The following is a 19,180-nucleotide window of genomic DNA, read 5'->3' on the forward strand; positions in this document are numbered from 1 at the left end:
GAACTATTTACTAACTATAAGGAGGATATTATGGATAAAATTTTAGATACTTTATGTAAAGAGCTTGGAATCAAGAAAAGCCAGGGAGAGAATGTGATAAAGCTCTTAGATGATGGAAATACAGTACCTTTTATAGCTAGATATAGAAAGGAACAAACTGGAGATTTAAACGATGAGGTTTTAAGAAAATTTTATGAAAGACTTATATATCTTAGAAACTTAGAAGAGAGAAAATCAGATGTTATAAGACTTATTGAAGAGCAGGGAAAGCTTACAGAAGATTTAAGAATAAAGATAGAAAATAGTGAGACTCAATCAGAGGTTGAAGACATATATAGACCATTTAAACCAAAGAAAAGAACTAGAGCCATAATAGCGGAGGAGAAAGGTTTAAAACCATTAGCGGAACTTATACTTTCAGGAGAGTTCAAAGGGGACATAAGAGAGGAAGCTTCAAAATATATAAGTGAAGATAAGGAAGTTAACTCAGAGGAAGATGCTCTTAAGGGAGCTATGGATATAATAAGTGAAATAATTTCAGATAATGCTGATTTTAGAAAATGGATAAGAGAATTCTTATGGAAGGATGGACTTATTGAAACTAAGGGAGGTTCAGAGGAAAGAACCCCTTATGAGATGTACTATGAATATAAAGAGTCAGTAAGACTTATTCCATCCCATAGAATTCTTGCTATAAATAGAGGAGAAAAAGAGAAAATATTATCTGCTAAAATAACATGTAATGAAGATAAAATAGTAACTTATTTAAATAATAGAAACTTAAAAGGTAATAAGGAAAGTGATAGATTTATAGAAGAGAGTATTAAGGATTCTTTAAAGAGATTAATCTATCCATCTATAGAGAGAGAAATAAGAAGTGAACTTACAAACAAAGGAGAAGAGGGAGCAATAGATATATTCAAGGCTAACTTAAAAGCACTGCTTATGCAATCTCCTATAAAGGGCAAGGTAGTTATGGGATTTGATCCTGGATTTAGAACAGGATGTAAGGTAGCTATTTTAGATGACACAGGTAAGTTTTTAGATAAGACTACCGTATTTCCAACAGCTCCTAGAAATGACATAGATGGAACTATAAGAGTATTAAAGGAGTTTATTAAAAAGTATAATGTAGAGGTTATATCTCTTGGAAATGGAACAGCAAGTAGGGAGTCAGAAGAGGTTATATCAAAACTTATAAAAGAGCTTAAGGAAGATAACCAAAGAGAAATATACTATGTTATAGTTTCAGAGGCTGGGGCTTCAGTTTATTCTGCATCTGAACTTGCAGCGAAGGAGTATCCAGACTTAGATGTTACTGTAAGAGGAGCGATATCTATAGGTAGAAGGCTTCAAGATCCCTTAGCTGAGCTTGTAAAAATAGATCCTAAGTCTATAGGTGTTGGTCAATATCAGCATGATGTAACTCCAAAAAGGTTAGATGAATCCTTAAAAGGAATAGTAGAAGACTGTGTTAATAATGTTGGGGTAGATCTTAATGTAGCAACGCCATCTCTCTTAAGTTACATTGCAGGAATAAATGCTACAATAGCTAAAAATATAGTTGAATATAGAGAGGAAAATGGGAAGTTTAAAAATAGAAAGGAACTTCTAAAGGTAAAGAGACTAGGAAATAAAGCTTATGAGCAGTGTGCTGGTTTCTTAAGAGTTATGGAAAGTGATGAGTCCTTAGATAATACTTCTGTTCACCCGGAGTCTTACAAGGTAGCTAAAAGTCTTATGGGAAAGCTTTCTTATAGTGAGGAAGATCTAAAAAATAGAAAAATAAAGGATATAGAGGAAAAGGTAAAAGAAATAGGAATTGAATCTTTAGCTAAGGAACTTAATGTAGGAGATTTTACATTAAGAGATATAATAAAGGAACTTAATAAACCAGGAAGAGATCCAAGAGAGGATCTTCCAAAACCTATATTAAAAACAGGAGTTGTAGATATAACTCAGTTAAAGCCTGGAATGGTTTTAATGGGAACTGTTAGAAATGTATCAGACTTTGGAGCTTTTGTAGATATTGGAGTACATCAAGATGGATTAGTTCACAAAAGTCAGATGGCAGATAGGTTTGTAAAGCATCCTTTAGATGTCGTTAAGGTATCTGATGTAGTTGAAGTTAGGATTCTAGAGGTAGATGAAAAGAGAAAAAGAATAGCCTTATCTATGAAAAAGGAAGGGTAAAATAATATTTAATTTATAATGAATCTTTGACACAAATTAAGTGAGAGTGAAGAAATCAAGAGGCTTTACGATTTTTATAAATCTACTTAGATATGAGGAGGTTAAAGTTGTAAAGCCTTTTCATAGAACGAATCTTCCTTCAGGTGGTCTTCTTTTCACCATCTGAAGGTTAGATGAGTTAATCTAGGGGCGTAGCAACTGTTATCCCTTACCTTTTAAGAGATGGGGTGTTACAGTTGCTAGCCATCAGATAAAAATATTCTAAAAATTTATTTAAAGGTATTGTTATTTTTATAACATCAGTATATAATAATAGTGAAATATAAAACAAATAGTAATCCTTCAGGGCAGGGTGAAATTCCCTACCGGCGGTAAAGCCCGCGAGCCATTTTGGCATGATTCGGTGAAACTCCGAGGCCGACAGTAAAGTCTGGATGAAAGAAGGAAAGATTTTAGATTTTTCTGCCCTGGTATATTTATATGCCAGGGCTTTTGTATTCTAAAATCCATACCCTGAGGAAAAAATAAGGAGGGTATTTTTATGAAAAGAGAGAGTGACAAAGGGATTAAAAACCTAAATACTCTAATCAAAATTTCTTTACTAGGATCAATGGCATTTTTATTAATGTTATTTGATTTTCCACTACCTATTTTTCCAAGTTTTTTAAAGATTGATCTAGGAGATTTACCAGCATTGATTGGTGCTTTCGCCTTAGGTCCAGTTGCAGGGGTTGTAATAGAATTTCTAAAAAATATTTTATATGCTACTATTAAAGGCAGCTCCACAGCCATGGTAGGAGAAGTTGCAAACTTTTTTATAGGAAGTGTCCTTGTATTTATATCAGGGTATATATACAACATGAAAAAAACAAGAAAAGGTGCAGTAATAGGACTTGTAGTTGGAACAATAGTAATGTCAGTTTTAGCCGGTATCATAAATTATATAGTTTTAGTACCAGCCTATGCTAAGGCATTTGGTATGCCAATAGAATCCATGGTAGAAATGGGTACAAAAATAAATCCAAATATAAAGGATTTAGCTACATTAATCTTATGGGGAATAATTCCATTTAACTTATTCAAAGGTTTTGCAGTATCTTTTGTAACGGCGGCTATATATAAAAAGATAGCTGTAGTGTTTCAAGGAGATACAAGTTTTAAAAGAGGTTTAGTAACAAGAAAATAATAATTTTAAATATTAAAGATATATAAGCATATTAAGCTGCTACTTTAAATTAAATTCTCGTTTTTGAGTTTAATTTAAAGTAGCAGTTTTAATTTTATTTTAGAATTTTTACCATGGATATATTTATTAATAAGGTAAATTTATATTTTGTTTCATAAATTCACCTATTTCCTAAGTAAAAGCTTTATAGGGTTACTATATTAAAAGTTAGCTTATACCTGTGATTTATTCATTGATGAATCAGGCTTTTAAGGGAGGTATAAATTGAAAACTCACTTAGGAATTATATAGATATAAGTAGCTTATAATTTAAGTTTTTAAGTTATAGAAATTTATTTTCTGACACTAATAATATCAATAGGATAACTTAAATAGTATAAGGAGTTAAATTAAAATAATATATAATTCAAGAAAACTTAATGATTATATAAGTAGTATATATACATATAATTCCAAAGTATAAGATAATATGGTACAATTTTAAAAAAGAATAGGATTATAGACAGTTTAATTATTATTAATAAGAAGTTGATTAGTATATGATAATAATTTTAGGAAGGTAGGTGAATTTAAGCCTTTTGGCTTATTACTAATATGGATGAAAAGAAGATTTTAAAGACCTTATGTGAGTGTCATGGACCAAGCGGAAAAGAGTATCTTATCCATCCTATAATAGAGGGGATATTTAGTCCTTATGGAGAGATTTCAAAAGATAATATAAATAATCTGTATGTAAAGAAAAAGGGGAACTCTAAGGGGAAAATAATGATTATGGCCCACTGTGATGAAATATTTTTAATGGTTACAGAAATTTTAGATAGGGGATTTTTAAGAATAAAATCCAGAGGTATTGATGTTAAAACTTTAGTATCTCAGGAGGTGGTTATACATGGGAAAAAACAAATTAAAGGAGTTATAGGAATAAAACCACCTCATCTTATGACAAAGGAAGATAGGGAAAAAGCAATATCTTTAGAGGAGCTTTTTGTGGACACAGGATATTCAAGGGAAAAATTAGAGGAGATAGTATCTATAGGGGACTTTATTACAATTAATAGAGAGACTATAGAGCTTTTAAATAATAATATGGCTTGTAAATGTGTTGATAATAGAGCGGGGGTTCTTTCTATGGCTATTGCTCTTAATGAGCTTAAAGGTGCAGAACATGATTTAGATATATATTCTGTGTGTTCAGTACAAGAAGAGGTTGGAGCCATAGGTGCTAGATCAGCATCTTATAATGTAATGCCTCATATTGGTATAGTTATAGATACAACTTTCAATAGTGGGAAGTTAGGATATGAAGAAGGAGAAAATTTTATAGGGAATGGTCCTGTAATATGTATTGGACCTAATATACATCCAAAGGTCAGAAAGCGGATTATGAATACAGCTAAGGAATACAATATCCCATATCAATTAGAAGTAGAACCTGATAATACTGGTACAGATGCTTGGCCTATGCAGATTACAAGAGAGGGAGTTTCAACAGTGCTTATATCTATTCCTATAAAATATATGCATAGTTCTGTAGAGGTTGTAAATCTAGAAGATATAAAAAATACAGGAAAGCTTATAGCAAAGTTTATAGAAAACCTTAAAGGAGAAGAATTGGAGGAGTTAATATGCTTTTAAAAACTCTTTGTGATGCTAAGGGTCCTTCAGGTTTTGAGGGAGAAGTTAGAAATATAATACTTAAGGAAGTAGAGCCTTATGTTGATAGTATAAGAGTAGATAGGATGGGAAATGTAATAGTCCATAAAAAAGGTAAGGGACCTAAGGTTTTAGTAGATGCTCATATGGACGAGGTTGGATTTATAATTACTGGATTTAATGAGGATGGAACTTTAAAGTTTAAGGCCCTTGGAGGAGTGAATAATAAGGTTATACCCTCAAAGGTTGTTCTAATAGGAGATAAGGAAATAAATGGAGTCATAGGGGTAAAGCCTATACATCTTCAGCGTGAAGAAGAACGAAAGAAAAATATGGAGTATAAGAATTTATGTATAGATATAGGAGCTACTTCTAAAAAAGAGGCTATGGAAACAATTGAACTTGGAGAGTATGTTGTATTTAATACGAAAATGGAGGAGTTTGGACAAGGCCTTATAAAAGGAAAAGCTTTTGATGATAGAGTTGGATGTTATGTACTTATAGAAGCTCTTAAGGAGAATTATAATTGTGACTTATATGGAGTGTTCACAGTGCAAGAGGAGATTGGCGATAGGGGAGCATATGTATCAGCTTATAATGTAATGCCAGACATAGGAATAGCTCTAGAAGGGACTATATGTGCAGACATGGCTAATATACCACCTCACTTAAGAGCTACAGAGGTAGGAAAAGGACCAGCTATATCCATAATGGATAAAACAAGTATTTTCAATGATGATGTAGCAAAAGAGATAATGAGAGTAGGAAGAGAAAAAAATATACCTTATCAAAGAAGACGTGCTATAGCAGGGGGGAATGATGCAGGAGCAATAATAATGGCTGGTGAAGGGGCAAAGGTGGCTACAATATCAGTTCCTTGTAGATATATTCACTCATCCATATCAGTAGCTTCTAAGGAGGATATAAAAAACACTAAGAATCTTGTTATTGAATACTTAAAAACTCTATGATATATGTTTAAAGCTATATCTATAGATATATGATCTGAAAAATTAACATTTGAAAATGTATTAAATAATGATGTATGGTGGTTTAGTTTAAATTACTATGCAGTACATGTAATATTATAGATAGCTTAAAAATAACTCTAATAATTAATATTAAGAAAAGAGGTAGAATTATGGATTTATTATTAGAAAAGCTTATAAAAACCTATGGAGTTAGTGGCCGTGAGAATAAAATTAGAGATGTTATTAAGGATAAATTAATAAGTCTAGGTATAGAATTTAAAATAGATGCTATGGGAAATATAATTACTACTCTTACTAAAAGTAGTAATAAGAAAACTTTTGCCCTATGCTCCCATATGGATACTATAGGAATAATAGCAACTTATATAGAGGATAATGGCTTTATAAGGTGTGGTGCTATAGGTGACTTTAATTTAAGAGAATTCCAGGGAGGAATAGCTGAATTTGAAAATGGCACAAAAGGAAGAATAGCCATGGAAAAAAGCAGCGATGAAATAGGAGATATGTTTATTGACATAGGAGTATCCTCAAGAGAGGAGGCTCTAAGGTATGTAGAAGAAGGGGATGTAGCCTTCCTTAAAGGTGAAATAATACAAATGAACAATATTATAATGGGACCTAGTTTAAATAACAGGATAGGTTGTTATATATTACTCAAAGTATTAGAAAATATAAAGGATATAAAAGCCTTAGAATCATCACCTTATAATATAACCTTTGTATTTACAACCCAACATAATTTAGGAGGAAGAGGAGCAAGAGCGTTAACTCATGGTGTCATGCCAGATTATGCCCTAGTTATAGACGGAGAAGAGTCAGGAGACTATATAGGATCTAAGGGAGATTTAAAACTTTCAGAGGGCCTTGGAATGAAGATTATGGATAAAAACTTAATAATCAATGATGAGATAAAGGACATATTAGAAGAGGTAAAAGAGAAAAACAATATAAAAATAAAGAAGATTACATCTTATAGTATTACAGATGGAGGAATTATTCAAAGAGAAGGAAAGGGATGTAAAACTGCTTCTATGGCTTTCCCTTGTAGATATGTTAATAGTAGTGAAGAGATGGTAAGTCTTATAGATATAGAAGAAGGTGTTAAACTTATAGAAGGTCTTTTAAACATAGAATAGACTATATTAATTCCTTGCCCAGTTAGGTTTATATAATTGAATCTTAGAATGTAAGTTTTTATCTATAGAGAAGTCCTATCAAAACTCAATTTTTGAGTACACTTTAAATAATTGTAGATAATGATTTAGTTTTAAATATTATGAGGTTTATCTATATTTTAAAACTTCTAATTATAAGTTCAAACTATATTAAGATTTAATTAGCAGAGTAATGAAAATTAGATAGATAGTATAATAAAAGTTAGTAGAGTAAGATAAAACCACTGTGATAAAATTTACACAGTGGTTTTTAAAACATCACGCTTCCACATAAGGATAGCATCTTCTCCAGTATCTTGATAATACTTTTTTCTTAACCCCTCTTCTAAAAATCCATATTTTTCATAAAGACTTTGAGCAGGTAAATTAGAAGCTCTAACCTCTAGAGTCATAGAATGAGCCATATGATCTTTGCATATTCTGATTAATTCTTCTAGTATTTTACTTCCAACTCCATATTCTCTAAATTCAGGATGAACTGCTATATTTGTAATATGTCCTTCATCTATTATAAGCCACATACCACCAAATCCTATAATTTTATCATCTACTTTAGCTACTACATATTTAGAGAATACATTGGAAAGTTCCTTTTCTATAGAGTCACGACTCCAAGGAGTTTTAAAACTTAGAGCACTTATTTTAGTTACATCATCTAGGTGATCATTATCAAGAGGTAATATCTCTATATTATTCATATACACTAACACCCATTTTCTTTTCATATTCTCTTTCAGCTTGAGATTGTCTAAGATAAACAGGAGCAAATCCTAATAAGTCATTACTTTTTCCTTCCTTTAGCAGGTTATATCCTATGGCACCAAGAGATGAAGCTCTAGTAAAGTTTAAATGTCCAGGGGCAAAGTATGTATTTTCAAGTATGGAAGATATATTATCCTTATGTTTATCTGTTCCATCTCCCACAAAAAAGTAAGGACCAGGAAATTCCTTAAGTTTATTACATAGTTCTTCTATGGAAATTATCATATGATCTTCAATAGATTCAATAACACCATTATTAAACTTATATAATGAGGTATAAACATTACCTCTTAAGGCATCCATTATAGGACAGATAATTCCATCTACTCCAAATAGGTTATTAGAAAGTCCATCTAGAGATGAAATTCCAATGAAGGGCTTTTCCTTAGCAAGGGCCATAGCCTTCACACTTGCCATACCTATTCTAAGTCCAGTAAATGATCCAGGGCCTTTAGATACTACAAAGGCATCTATATCATCTATAGTAAGATTAGTATTGGTAATTATGCTATCTATTATATCCATAAGTAAAATGGAATGTTGCTTTTTATAGTTAAAATTCATCTCACCAAGTAGTTTTTCTCCATCTAAAATAGCTACACTAGCAGCTTCTGATGAAGAATCTACGCTTAATATTTTCATAAGTTAGATCTCCTTTATATAGTCATATTTTTTTCCAAAAGGGGTAAGAGTTATTTTTCTTGCAGTTTCAGAAACCTGAGGTAACTTTTCTATTTTTATAAGCAAGTATTCATCTGGTATAAGTTCTTCTATATAGTTAGCCCATTCAATAATTGAAACACCATCACTAAATATATATTCATCAAAACCTATGGCATAGATTTCATCAGGGTCACTAACTCTATAAACATCAAAGTGATAAAATTTAAGTCTTCCACTATCATATTCGTTAACTATATTAAAGGTAGGGCTAGTTATATAGTCTGTAATAGAAAGACCCTTAGCTATACCTTTTGTAAGATGGGTTTTACCAGTACCTAAATCGCCTATTAGGCAGAATATATCTGAAGGATTACAAAGCTCACCTAATTTTTTACCAATTTCAAAAGTTTCTTCCACGCTATTTACTATTATATCCATATGTTCTTAGGGATTACCCTAATTCACCTCCTAATATGTAAAATATTATTAATAAAAAATTCTATGTATAAACTAACTTTTAGGATAAAAACCTATAAAATCTAAAATGAAAAAATAAAATTTTTTATATTTAAAGTTTTACCTATGATAGATTAATTATAATATATCATTAAAATTTACCCTACTATTTTATCTCAAAACTTATAAAAAGTATAGTATAGGGAAGATTAAGGATCTAGTTTTATATAGAATAAAATAAGATTTCATATAGTGTAATTATACAAATTATGTAGTGTATCTCTCCATATATAAATAGGTCTTATTACTAAGTTATTTATTATAGCAATAAGACCTTAATTTATAGTGAAAAAACTATGATTTTTGTAAATTTTAAGTTATAGAGCATTTTTTAAATGAGATACAGCATCATTGCATAGGAATCCATGATTACAGGAGTCATCTAAGATTTTAAAGATTTTATCATTGTCTAAACCTTTTCTATAAGGCCTGTCCTCACGAAGAGCTTGGTATATGTCACACACAGCCAATATCCTACATTCCTCACTGAGATTGTTTTCATTAAGCATTCTGGGATAACCATTTCCATTTAGTTTTTCATGATGATTTGATGCCCATTCACATATATCAGGGATATCTTCAATTCTTTCAAGAACTAAATTTGTATAATATACATGGGATTTCATTACATGAAATTCTTCCCTAGTAAGTGAAGCATTTTTATTAAGTATAGATTTAGGAATGGCCAGCTTCCCAATATCATGAAGAAGACCAGCAATTTTCATCTTAATACATTTCTCTTCACTATAGTTTATATGACTTGATATCATATAGGATAAATCTCCTATATTTTTAGAATGTTCTCCAGTAAAGGAACTACTCATATCAACGATGTCTGCAAAAATATAAGATATATCTAAAAATTCCTTTAAAGATAAATCTAAGTTAAAGTTAGGAGTATATTTTTTAAATATAAAATCATGGAAGGATATATTATCTAGATTCCTTAAAGGCACCAGAGCCATCATAGTTTTCATGATGATAATATATTATATTAGAAAGGTTATTGAATTTTGGAAATCTTTCTAGAATTTTTGAACCTTTTTCACAGTGATCATGTATAAACTTTTTACTATCTAAATAATAGTTATTTGAAGAGTTAATGCCTATATCATGAAGCATACATGCAATATAGACCTTTTTTTTACATTCGTAATCAAAAATTAATTCATTACATATTTCCATGGCAATATAGGTGGACTTTATAGAGTGATGGGAAAATTTCCTGAAATCATAATTTACCATAGAAAAATCTTCGAGAATATTTAATTGAGAAGCCTTTTGAGTTAAGTCTAGTAGAATACCTAAAGAAGATACCAGGTTATTAACCTTTATTTTCATAAACATACCCCTTTTTTTCTGATATAATTAAGTTTAGTCAATGACCAATAATCAATATAAAAATTTATAAGTTCTATATTGATTATTGTAATATACTTTATGTAAGAAAAATAGTATTAAAGGATGATTAGTTATGAAAAGAGGTTATAAGATATTTATATCATTTATTATTACTAACGTTGTTGTCATATCTTTTATTTTATTAAGCCATTACATATCAGAATCTAATGTAGTAAAAATGGAAGGTGAGAAGGAAAGGGAAACCTATCTTTCCATAGTTACTACAAATAAGTTTTTGTATTCTATGGTACGTGATATTACTAAAGATATGCATGAAGTCACTTATATGATGAAGGATCAAAAGAGCCAATGGAACTTCAAATATACACAGGACAGTATTAAAAATATAAGTAAAAAAGATTTATTTATATATTTTGGAGCCTCCTATGAACCATGGGCTTCTACTTTTGTAGATGAGCTTAAAAGAGACAATGTAACTGTATTAAATGCATCAAGAGGAATAAGAATTATGAACCTAAATTCGCCTATTAAATATAATGATAGAGTGATAAAAGAAAATCCTTATTATTGGTTGAATCCAGAGGAGTATAAAACAGCATTATTAAATATAAAAAATGCTATAGGTGAGAAGGATCCTAAAAACTTAAGTTTTTATGATAAAAATTTTAATGAAGAAATGGAACAGGTAGATTTAATAATAAGTAAATTAAGAGAAGTAAGTGAAAAATTACAGAATAGTACTTTTGTATTAACAAATGATAACTTAGATTACTTTTTTAAGTTTACAGGGTTGAATTATATAAAGATTCCAAGTGGTGAAGGAGTAAAAAATGAGGATATTCAAAAGGCATATGATAAGTTAGGAACTACAGAAAACCTTATATATATATATTCAGATAAAGAAGATCTTAAAAATTATGAGAAGTTAATAAAGGATTGTAAAATGAGGACTGTAGAGTTTCTTTTAGACTCAGAGGATATAGGATATAAGGCTATGATGAATAAAAATATAGAAAATCTAGAAAAAGTCAGTGGAAATACTGAAATGAACAAATAGTTTGAATTTACAGTAAATTTAAAGTATAATATATAATATGAAACTTTATTTAAAGGGGCCATACATATTTGAAAGGGGATGAGTAGATGTTAGTAAAGAATATAATGCTGCCAAAGGAAAAACTTATAACAGTGAGTCCTAAGGCATCTATAGGAACTGCACTGGAGTTTATAAATAAAAATAACTTTTTATCAATTCCAGTTGTAGACGGAGACAAATTCTTTGGAAGTATATCAAAGGATAAGATATATGCTTTTTATTTTGAAAAATGTCAAGACAAGGAAGCTTTCTTAAATGACTTTGATGTGGAAGATGTAATGAGAACAGACATACCTTCTATTGAGTTATTTGAAGAAGTAGAGAAGGCTGTACACATATTAGAGGTTAAGAATATTGCTTTTGTAGCAGTGGTAGATGATAAAGGAATATTCCAAGGGATATTAACTCATCATGCTGTATTTGAGCAGTTTACACAACTATTTGGTTTAAATAAGGGTAAGAGACTTGCGGTTATGGCTCATGATATTCCAGGACAAATATCTAGGCTATCTAAAATTTTATCAGAAAATAATGCAGATATAATAAGTTTTGTAGTAGTAGACCCAGAAAGCGTTTTATCTGTTAAAGAGATAGTAATAAGAATGAATACAGAAAACTTTAATCTTGTACAAGAAAAGGTTATAGATGGCGGATTTAAAATAATTTAATGAATTTATTTGTTTAAAAATTAAGGCTTTATTACTAAAATAACTTTAGTAATAAAGCCTATATTTAATGAATTAAACTTTAGTTGTTTCCAGTCTTAGCAGAAAGTTTATCTATGGTTATTTTAAAGACTTTAGTTTTATCTGAGGCTACTTTTATATATTTCATTCCACTTTCTAAAAAATCTTTTGAGTATTTTAGTATTAATTCTTTTAAAGCTTGAATTTTTTCATCATCACAAATCTCTGTAGCTTGTCCAAACGCAATAACACTTTCATACTTAGTACTAAATCTACTAGGTAATACTTCTGTTTTTCCAACTACAGTAAAAGACACCTTATTATTTAATTGTAAATTATCTACTTTATGACCTTCTAATGCTGAGTGAAAATATATGGCATTATCATAATATACATAACTTAATGGAACTCCATAGCAGTAACCATTGTCCCCAGTAGTTGATAAAATTCCATACTCACCTTTTTCTAGAATTGATACCCCATGTTCTTTAGATAACTCTTTATTACTTTTACGCATTTCTCTAAACATAATGAATCCCCCTTGAGTAATATTTTTATTATTCTAACATTTTAGAATATATTAATTCAATAGATAAATTTATAGGCTTAAATATTTTTCTATAATATATTTATTCCGTAATTTTATAATACATTTTAGAATACTGATAAATCTATTTCTCTTAAGAAAGCTTTATTTTAAACAAAAGCTCTTTTTATAAATATATATCATAAAACTATTGAAAGAAATCCTAGTATGTGGTAACATAATACATGTAAAAAATATAGGGGTATAGCTCAATTGGTAGAGTAGCGGTCTCCAAAACCGTTGGTTCCGGGTTCAAGTCCTCGTGCCCCTGCCAAAAAACTCAGTAAACTCAAAAGTTTGCTGAGTTTTTTGTTTTCATAAATAGATAGAGTCGCATGTAGAATAAAATTTTAGTCTTTTAAGTTAAGATGAAGTCGATTTATTATTAATTGTAATTTGAGAGTTTATACTAATTCTAGTGTCATATCATCATGATTCAGCAACAAAGAAGAAGTTGTTGAATCATAAACTGGTTAGACATCAATAAATATGTGGATAATTATTTCATAGAGGCACAAGTCCATTTTGAAGTTCCATAATATTTTCATTATCAAGCTCTATGACTTCATCTGCTACTTTTTCCAATTCACTATTGTGAGTTATTATTATGACAATTTTATTTATGGAAATTTCTTTAATAATCTCCAAAAAATAATCTACACTTTCTTTATCAAAGGCTGAGGTAGGCTCGTCTAAGACAAGTACCTTTACATCTTTTAAGATGGCTCTTAATATAGCCATCTTTTGGAGTTCTCCTCCTGAAAGCTCACAAACATGCTTGTCTAGATAGTTCATGACAGAAAAATGAGCATTACAAAAGAGGCTTTCTAGATGATTCTGAATAATATAATATTCCAATTCTTCATCTTTTTCAAAGTTTATGAACTCTCCTAAAAGTTCTCGAATTTTTACATTGGGAAATTTCATTTTTTGCTGTACTACTGCAATATTTTTTAATCGAATATCATATAGATTCAAAGCTTCTATTTCTGTAGCGTTGTAGCTAATGTTCCCTATTACACCTTCCTGAATAATCCCAAGTAAAATATGAATCAAAGTACTTTTTCCCATTCCATTTCCTCCCTTGATTACATAAATGGAATTTTTAGAAAATGTTCTAGAAAAATGAGACAGTATGTTCCGATCTGATTCTTTGTATGAAAAGGTAATGTCTTTTATAGAGATACTTTCAATAGGATATAACATCTTTTCTCCATTATGCTCTTCTTCTATATTCTGTAACTCTTCAATTCGAGAAAGGGCTGCTTTGGCAGACTGATAACTTTTACCGATGTCCAAATAGTATCTCATTTCCAATACGATTTTGCTAAAATAGGAATTAACTATGGTAAATTGTCCTACAGTTAGATTGCCACGTAAGAGTTCTATTGCGCCTAACACTAACAATACGGCAGAAAAAAGTACACTGAAAATGCTGTCTAATGAAGATAACAGTGTCATAAATTTAGAGTAGGAAAGATAGAGTGTAAAGTATTTATGATAATTATCTTTCATACGTTCTTTATTTTTTGAAAAGGTGCCGTCTATTTTAATAGAGCGTACCATTTCTAACTGATCATTGAGATTTTGAAAAAACCTGTTTTGCTCCTCTTTCATCTCATAACTCTTTTTGAAAATAGGTTTTTTTGTAAATAAATATATAATACAGTATATAGGCAAAAATATAAGAGCCAAGGTGAATATATTCTTGTTAATCTTATATATCAGAAATAACTCTAATGCTATAGTAAGCCATCGAAGAGAAAATAGTATAATATTATTTAATATAAAATTTGATATTTCATTTACATCAGAATTTATTCTTTGATTCAAGTAAACAGAATCAAACTGTTCCAGTTTTAATAAGGGTATTCGTTGCATGTGTTGAATCATATCATGATTAAAATTAAAAGCAATATCTGTTTGTATACAGATTTGTAAAATTTTCAGTATATAGTTCAGTACTACAGTTCCAATAGAAAATCCAGCAATGAGTAGAGCAAATTTTAAAACGAAATTTATATTTTTATCAATGATAATATAGTCTAAAAATTTACCATTAAGATAGGGCATAATCATACTGTAGACTACGGATATAAGAGATAACAGAACAAAGAGAAAAAGCTTATACTTTGAAGTCAGATATATATATTTTTTTAGTTTAGATAGCATGAAATCACCTTCTTAAAAAATGCAGTAGGAATATCTACTGCATTTTAAAATATTTTTTTATTAACAATGATTGAGATAGTTTAGTACTAGTCATATTATTTTACTTATATGTATTATTTGTTACCTTGTTATAATACATTAAGTATATACAATGAAAATGCAAAATATATAAAAGGAGTTTTATATAAAAATATATAACTCATGAGAGAGAAACCTATATGTTTTAATCTATAGAATTAACAAATTTTAGTATAGAAGTATTATAATTTATTATGGTTAATAAACCTATCTTTTTTTCATTAAATTTAACTAGTACGTACCAAATTATATAGAGAAAATACTGTATTAAATAAATTTAAAGTATTTAAGTTTAATAACACAATAAGTAAGATTATTAACCAATAAACAATATTTAATATGAGAAACGTATATAAATATTGTTTAAAATTGCTTTTTACATAATTTATATACTTGATTATACTACATCCGTATTTAATTTTGATTCTATAAATAAATTAATATACTCATTGATATTATATTTATATGTTCTACATCTTTGTTCAATTTTAACTTCATCTCTATATTTATCACTACATCCGCCGTAACATAAAGGAAGAATATTGCATGATTTACACTTTTTATCAAGATTATCTTTTAGAACAAATTTTTTATATGTTTCATTGATAAAAATTCCATCCTTCAAACTACCAACTTTATTTTTTTCTTGTCCAATGTGATTCCAGCACTTATATAAATCGCCTAAAGGATCAAGAACGAATGAATTACAAGAATTTGCTCCACATCCAGAAATATTCACAGGGGGAATGCTAATACCTTCTCTTATAGCTAACAAATCTTTAATGAAATTTATTTCTACTTTTGAAAATTCTTCGTTACACATGCAAAGAGAATTTTCAAAAGTATCATTTATATTATCAACAGGAGCAATATATATGTTAACTTTTTTCAGAACATCCTCTCCAAGAATTTTCATAATATTTGATAGAGTATTTTCATTAGTTTTATCTACATTTACTCGAATAGATATCTTAATAATATCGCATACTTCCTTAATATTATTTAAAATCACATCAAAGGTTCCTTGTTTATTTATTAAATACCTTCTTTTATCATGTGTATATTTATCACCGTCTAACGTTATCTGGACATTATTGACTTGGAGAGATTTTAAGTTTTGTGCCATTTTTTTATTAAGTAAATAACCATTAGTTACCATATGAGAATTATAATGAAATTCCTTTGGAAAATACTTTACTATATGATTATAGATATACTCTATTTCCTTAATTGCTAGCAATGGCTCTCCACCATACCAACAGATATTTAACCCTTTTTTGTCAAATATATTATTTTTTATATAATCTATAGTTTTATTCACTACTTCTTCATTCATAGAATTATTTCTATAACCTTTTTCATAGCAGTAAATACAATCAAAATTACATTTCATGGTAGGAGCGATGGTTAAGGATAAAAATGAGTTGTCAAATTTACTTAGACTATTATATAGTTCCAATTTAGAAATTTCATCTTCTGAATTGTCTACAATCATACTTCCTTTTATTAATTCTTTTTTTAAATCCTCATAAGCATTCTTTTCAAAAGAGCTTTTAGATAGTTCAAAAAATTTTTGTTTATAATCCTTATTTAATGCTATCATCCCAGAACTTAAAGAATTATATATAATATATTTACCGTTTTTTTCAAGTTTTATGTTAAATAAAGATTCTTTCAAAATCCCTAGCCTCCCATACATCTTTATTTCAATTAATAATATATTTTTAAAATTAATCATGTATATATGGTTTTTGATTCAAAACTTATCTTATGCACTACTTAAGATCTAAGGTTTTAAAAGGTTTAAGCGTATGTATAAGTTAAGATTCAAGCTAAAAACCCTATAACTATGTGTATTTTTATAAAAATATCTTTTTTTAAAACTAAGCCATATAGTAAAAGTTGAAGAATTATTGATAAATTATAATCAATAATTCTTCATTACCTAATTTATATCTTATGAGAAACTATAACATCCTTTTGTTGCACAGTGCTTAATAACACATGAATTATTTTCAGGACACGCTTCTTCTCGTTTCCAACAGATATTTATTCCACAATGTGCATCAGGTTTTTCCTTAGTATAATCTACTTCGTTAATCCATTCCATAAATCTTCTCCTTTAGAATTTAATCAAATAAGGCTACACAAATATATCCGTCACAGTATGCTTTGGTAGAACAAATCTTTATACCACACATATGATCACACTTTTGTCTGCATGTATCAAATGTGGGGCAAATTACTAGATCGTGGCAACTAGGCTTTTTAGTTTTACATTGATTCGTTGGCTCGATGCCGTTCCCAGCAGGGAAATTCAACCATTCCATATTTTAACCTCCTTGAATAAATTTATAATACAGTTTATCATAGACTGAATTATACTTACTTTAATAGATTAGACATATATTATAACAATTTGGTCTACATTGATTAAAGGTAGGACAAATTATCAGGGCATGACAACTAGGTTTTTTGGTCTTACATTGATTTGTTGGTTCAATATTAAACTTTCTAGGAAAATTAATACAATACATATTTTAACCTTCGTGGATAAAATTGTAATATGGTCTTATCATAGACTGTATTAGAGACTTACTTCAATGGATTAAGCATGAAAGGTTTAACTTTTGACGTATATGGTTAGTTACAAGGATTTTATAAGTTATAATATCTTAAAGCCTTCTATATCGTTGGCTCTGCTTTAAGATGCATCAAAAACTTTTTATTATTATATATTAAGCGTTTTTATACTTTTAAGTAGTAATGAGAAAATAAGCTCTTTTAAATAGATAAGTAATGAGAATTTTAAAGATGAAGTTAAAAGTTTAAGTATAGGATTTTTAATCTGAATTTTAACTTATACATAAACTTAAGCCTATAAAAACTATAGATTTTAAGTAGTATATAGAATAAGTTTTGAGTTAAAATTCCTATACTTAGGTTCTTAAATTTAAGGTTATATGGTAACATATAAAAGTATACTTAAAAGATATATTATATTTAAATAACTAAGGAGGAAAATATGAATTTAAAGAAGCTTAAAGTGGTAGAGAATAATCTACTTCCTTTAGTTATAATAACCACGGTAATAGCACTATTATTACCAAGCTTAGGGGATAAGCTTAAGTCTACAGTGTCTCCTATGCTAGCACTACTTATGTTTTTTATTAGTTTAACCTTTGATTTTACGCAGGTTAAGGAGTCAGTAAAAAAGGTACCTATAATCCTTCTAACTATGTTTTTAGTATTTATTCCTATGACCCTCATAGGATTTTTAATAGGAAACATATTTTTTAGTGGAGATTTGGCTGTAGGACAAACTATCCTTGGAGCCTTGCCTACAGATGTGTCAGCACCATTATTAGTTTATTTTGGATCAGGAAATGTGGCTTTAGCTTCTATTATGAATGCATTGGTTACAGGATTAAGTCCATTAATTATTCCACCTCTTCTTATGATGATAACTGGAATAGAGTTTCATATACCAGTTTCATCTATGGTATTAGAATTAATGATAATAATTATTTTACCAACTATAGTTGGGGTTTTTATAAGAAGTAAGTTTAAAAAGGCAGAAGAATATGAGGATATATACTCTTTTGCATCTTCCATATTATATCTATGTTTACTTTTTGTTGTGGTTTCAGATAGTGGAGAAATTATAAAATCCTTTAGTATATCTAAGATTTTACTTATTATATTAGCATGCCTGTTACTTAACATGTCGGGATATTTAATAGCATTTTTAACTAAGCCTTTAAATAAAAATAGGGAAGACCTTATTGCAGTTCTATTTACTGTTAGTAAAAAGGAATTTAGTATTGCAGCTGCTATAGTTTATACTGCTAATTTAAGTGAAACAATGTTAATACCAGCCACATTTTATGCAGTTATTCAAATGATAACATCTCCCCTTATGGTTAAGTTATTAAATAGCTTAAATAAGAAAGGTCTTAAATAGAGAGAGGCCAGTAACATTATCTAATACTTACATAATTTCACATAAGTGGTTATATAAAAAGGTTTAAACAGTATTGTTTACTCTATAGTGGTAATG

General features: G+C 29.0%; 17 protein-coding genes, 1 tRNA gene and 1 riboswitch. Of the genes, 9 read left to right on the forward strand and 9 right to left on the reverse strand.

The window, feature by feature from the left end; all coding sequences use genetic code 11:
* The first annotated feature begins 30 nt into the window (after nt 1–30).
* From AB2369_RS03185 to AB2369_RS03205, 5 genes are all read left to right on the forward strand, one after another.
* On the forward strand, nt 31–2,193 hold the full coding sequence (locus AB2369_RS03185) for a Tex family protein (RefSeq protein ID WP_367665026.1): 2,163 nt from the start codon (nt 31–33) through the stop codon (nt 2,191–2,193).
* Nucleotides 2,194–2,527: 334 nt separating this feature from the next.
* Nucleotides 2,528–2,643, forward strand: a riboswitch (FMN riboswitch).
* 91 nt (nt 2,644–2,734) lie between these two features.
* On the forward strand, nt 2,735–3,379 hold the full coding sequence (locus AB2369_RS03190; RefSeq protein ID WP_367665027.1) for an ECF transporter S component: 645 nt from the start codon (nt 2,735–2,737) through the stop codon (nt 3,377–3,379).
* Nucleotides 3,380–3,973: 594 nt separating this feature from the next.
* Nucleotides 3,974–5,014 (forward strand): M20/M25/M40 family metallo-hydrolase, encoded by a 1,041-nt coding sequence (locus AB2369_RS03195; protein WP_367665028.1) that lies wholly within the window; start codon nt 3,974–3,976, stop codon nt 5,012–5,014.
* Nucleotides 5,005–6,003, forward strand: a complete 999-nt coding sequence (locus AB2369_RS03200) for a M42 family metallopeptidase (protein ID WP_367665029.1) — start codon at nt 5,005–5,007, stop codon at nt 6,001–6,003. Before AB2369_RS03195 ends, AB2369_RS03200 begins: the two co-directional genes overlap by 10 nt.
* A gap of 170 nt (nt 6,004–6,173) precedes the next feature.
* Nucleotides 6,174–7,160, forward strand: coding sequence for a M42 family peptidase (locus tag AB2369_RS03205; RefSeq protein ID WP_367665030.1), 987 nt, complete (start codon nt 6,174–6,176; stop codon nt 7,158–7,160).
* A 275-nt stretch (nt 7,161–7,435) separates the two neighbouring features.
* On the opposite strand, the gene rimI is transcribed toward AB2369_RS03205, so the two are convergent.
* The 5 genes from rimI to AB2369_RS03230 form a co-directional block, all read right to left on the reverse strand.
* Nucleotides 7,436–7,897, reverse strand: coding sequence for a ribosomal protein S18-alanine N-acetyltransferase (gene rimI / locus AB2369_RS03210; protein ID WP_367665031.1), 462 nt, complete (start codon nt 7,895–7,897; stop codon nt 7,436–7,438).
* Nucleotides 7,890–8,603 (reverse strand): tRNA (adenosine(37)-N6)-threonylcarbamoyltransferase complex dimerization subunit type 1 TsaB, encoded by a 714-nt coding sequence (gene tsaB, locus AB2369_RS03215; protein WP_367665032.1) that lies wholly within the window; start codon nt 8,601–8,603, stop codon nt 7,890–7,892. Before tsaB ends, rimI begins: the two co-directional genes overlap by 8 nt.
* 3 nt (nt 8,604–8,606) lie before the next feature.
* The gene (gene tsaE / locus AB2369_RS03220) at nt 8,607–9,062 is read right to left on the reverse strand and encodes a tRNA (adenosine(37)-N6)-threonylcarbamoyltransferase complex ATPase subunit type 1 TsaE (protein WP_367665033.1); all 456 of its coding nucleotides are present in this window, start codon (nt 9,060–9,062) and stop codon (nt 8,607–8,609) included.
* A 395-nt stretch (nt 9,063–9,457) separates the two neighbouring features.
* Nucleotides 9,458–10,108: an HD-GYP domain-containing protein gene (locus tag AB2369_RS03225; RefSeq protein ID WP_367665034.1), complete on the reverse strand. Its 651-nt coding sequence runs from the start codon at nt 10,106–10,108 to the stop codon at nt 9,458–9,460.
* Nucleotides 10,074–10,481 (reverse strand): HD-GYP domain-containing protein, encoded by a 408-nt coding sequence (locus AB2369_RS03230; RefSeq protein WP_367665035.1) that lies wholly within the window; start codon nt 10,479–10,481, stop codon nt 10,074–10,076. The genes AB2369_RS03225 and AB2369_RS03230 overlap by 35 nt, the downstream gene beginning before the upstream one ends.
* Before the next feature lie 133 nt (nt 10,482–10,614).
* On the opposite strand from AB2369_RS03230, the gene AB2369_RS03235 reads away from it, so the two are divergent.
* Complete coding sequence (locus AB2369_RS03235) at nt 10,615–11,559, forward strand: metal ABC transporter substrate-binding protein (RefSeq protein WP_367665036.1); 945 nt, start codon at nt 10,615–10,617, stop codon at nt 11,557–11,559.
* Nucleotides 11,560–11,645: 86 nt separating this feature from the next.
* Nucleotides 11,646–12,266 (forward strand): CBS domain-containing protein, encoded by a 621-nt coding sequence (locus AB2369_RS03240; protein WP_367665037.1) that lies wholly within the window; start codon nt 11,646–11,648, stop codon nt 12,264–12,266.
* A gap of 79 nt (nt 12,267–12,345) precedes the next feature.
* On the opposite strand, the gene AB2369_RS03245 is transcribed toward AB2369_RS03240, so the two are convergent.
* The gene (locus AB2369_RS03245; RefSeq protein WP_367665038.1) at nt 12,346–12,813 is read right to left on the reverse strand and encodes a pyridoxamine 5'-phosphate oxidase family protein; all 468 of its coding nucleotides are present in this window, start codon (nt 12,811–12,813) and stop codon (nt 12,346–12,348) included.
* Between the two features lie 255 nt (nt 12,814–13,068).
* Here AB2369_RS03245 and AB2369_RS03250 point away from each other — a divergent pair.
* Nucleotides 13,069–13,144: transfer RNA gene (locus tag AB2369_RS03250), tRNA-Trp, on the forward strand.
* 230 nt (nt 13,145–13,374) lie between these two features.
* Here AB2369_RS03250 and AB2369_RS03255 read toward each other — a convergent pair.
* The 3 genes from AB2369_RS03255 to AB2369_RS03265 all read right to left on the reverse strand — a co-directional run bounded on the left by AB2369_RS03255 (nt 13,375) and on the right by AB2369_RS03265 (nt 17,230).
* Nucleotides 13,375–15,042 carry an ATP-binding cassette domain-containing protein gene (locus tag AB2369_RS03255; protein WP_367665039.1) on the reverse strand — a complete coding sequence of 556 codons (1,668 nt, stop codon included), beginning with the start codon at nt 15,040–15,042 and terminating at the stop codon, nt 13,375–13,377.
* Nucleotides 15,043–15,517: 475 nt separating this feature from the next.
* Nucleotides 15,518–16,798: a radical SAM protein gene (locus AB2369_RS03260; RefSeq protein ID WP_367665040.1), complete on the reverse strand. Its 1,281-nt coding sequence runs from the start codon at nt 16,796–16,798 to the stop codon at nt 15,518–15,520.
* 279 nt (nt 16,799–17,077) lie between these two features.
* Nucleotides 17,078–17,230, reverse strand: coding sequence for a hypothetical protein (locus tag AB2369_RS03265; RefSeq protein WP_367665041.1), 153 nt, complete (start codon nt 17,228–17,230; stop codon nt 17,078–17,080).
* 915 nt (nt 17,231–18,145) lie between these two features.
* On the opposite strand from AB2369_RS03265, the gene AB2369_RS03270 reads away from it, so the two are divergent.
* On the forward strand, nt 18,146–19,084 hold the full coding sequence (locus tag AB2369_RS03270) for a bile acid:sodium symporter family protein (RefSeq protein ID WP_367665042.1): 939 nt from the start codon (nt 18,146–18,148) through the stop codon (nt 19,082–19,084).
* Nucleotides 19,085–19,180 lie beyond the last annotated feature (96 nt).

Origin of the sequence: Clostridium sp., assembly GCF_040797585.1 — a bacterium.
In the GTDB taxonomy this organism is placed as follows: Bacteria; Bacillota; Clostridia; order Clostridiales; family Clostridiaceae; genus Clostridium_Z.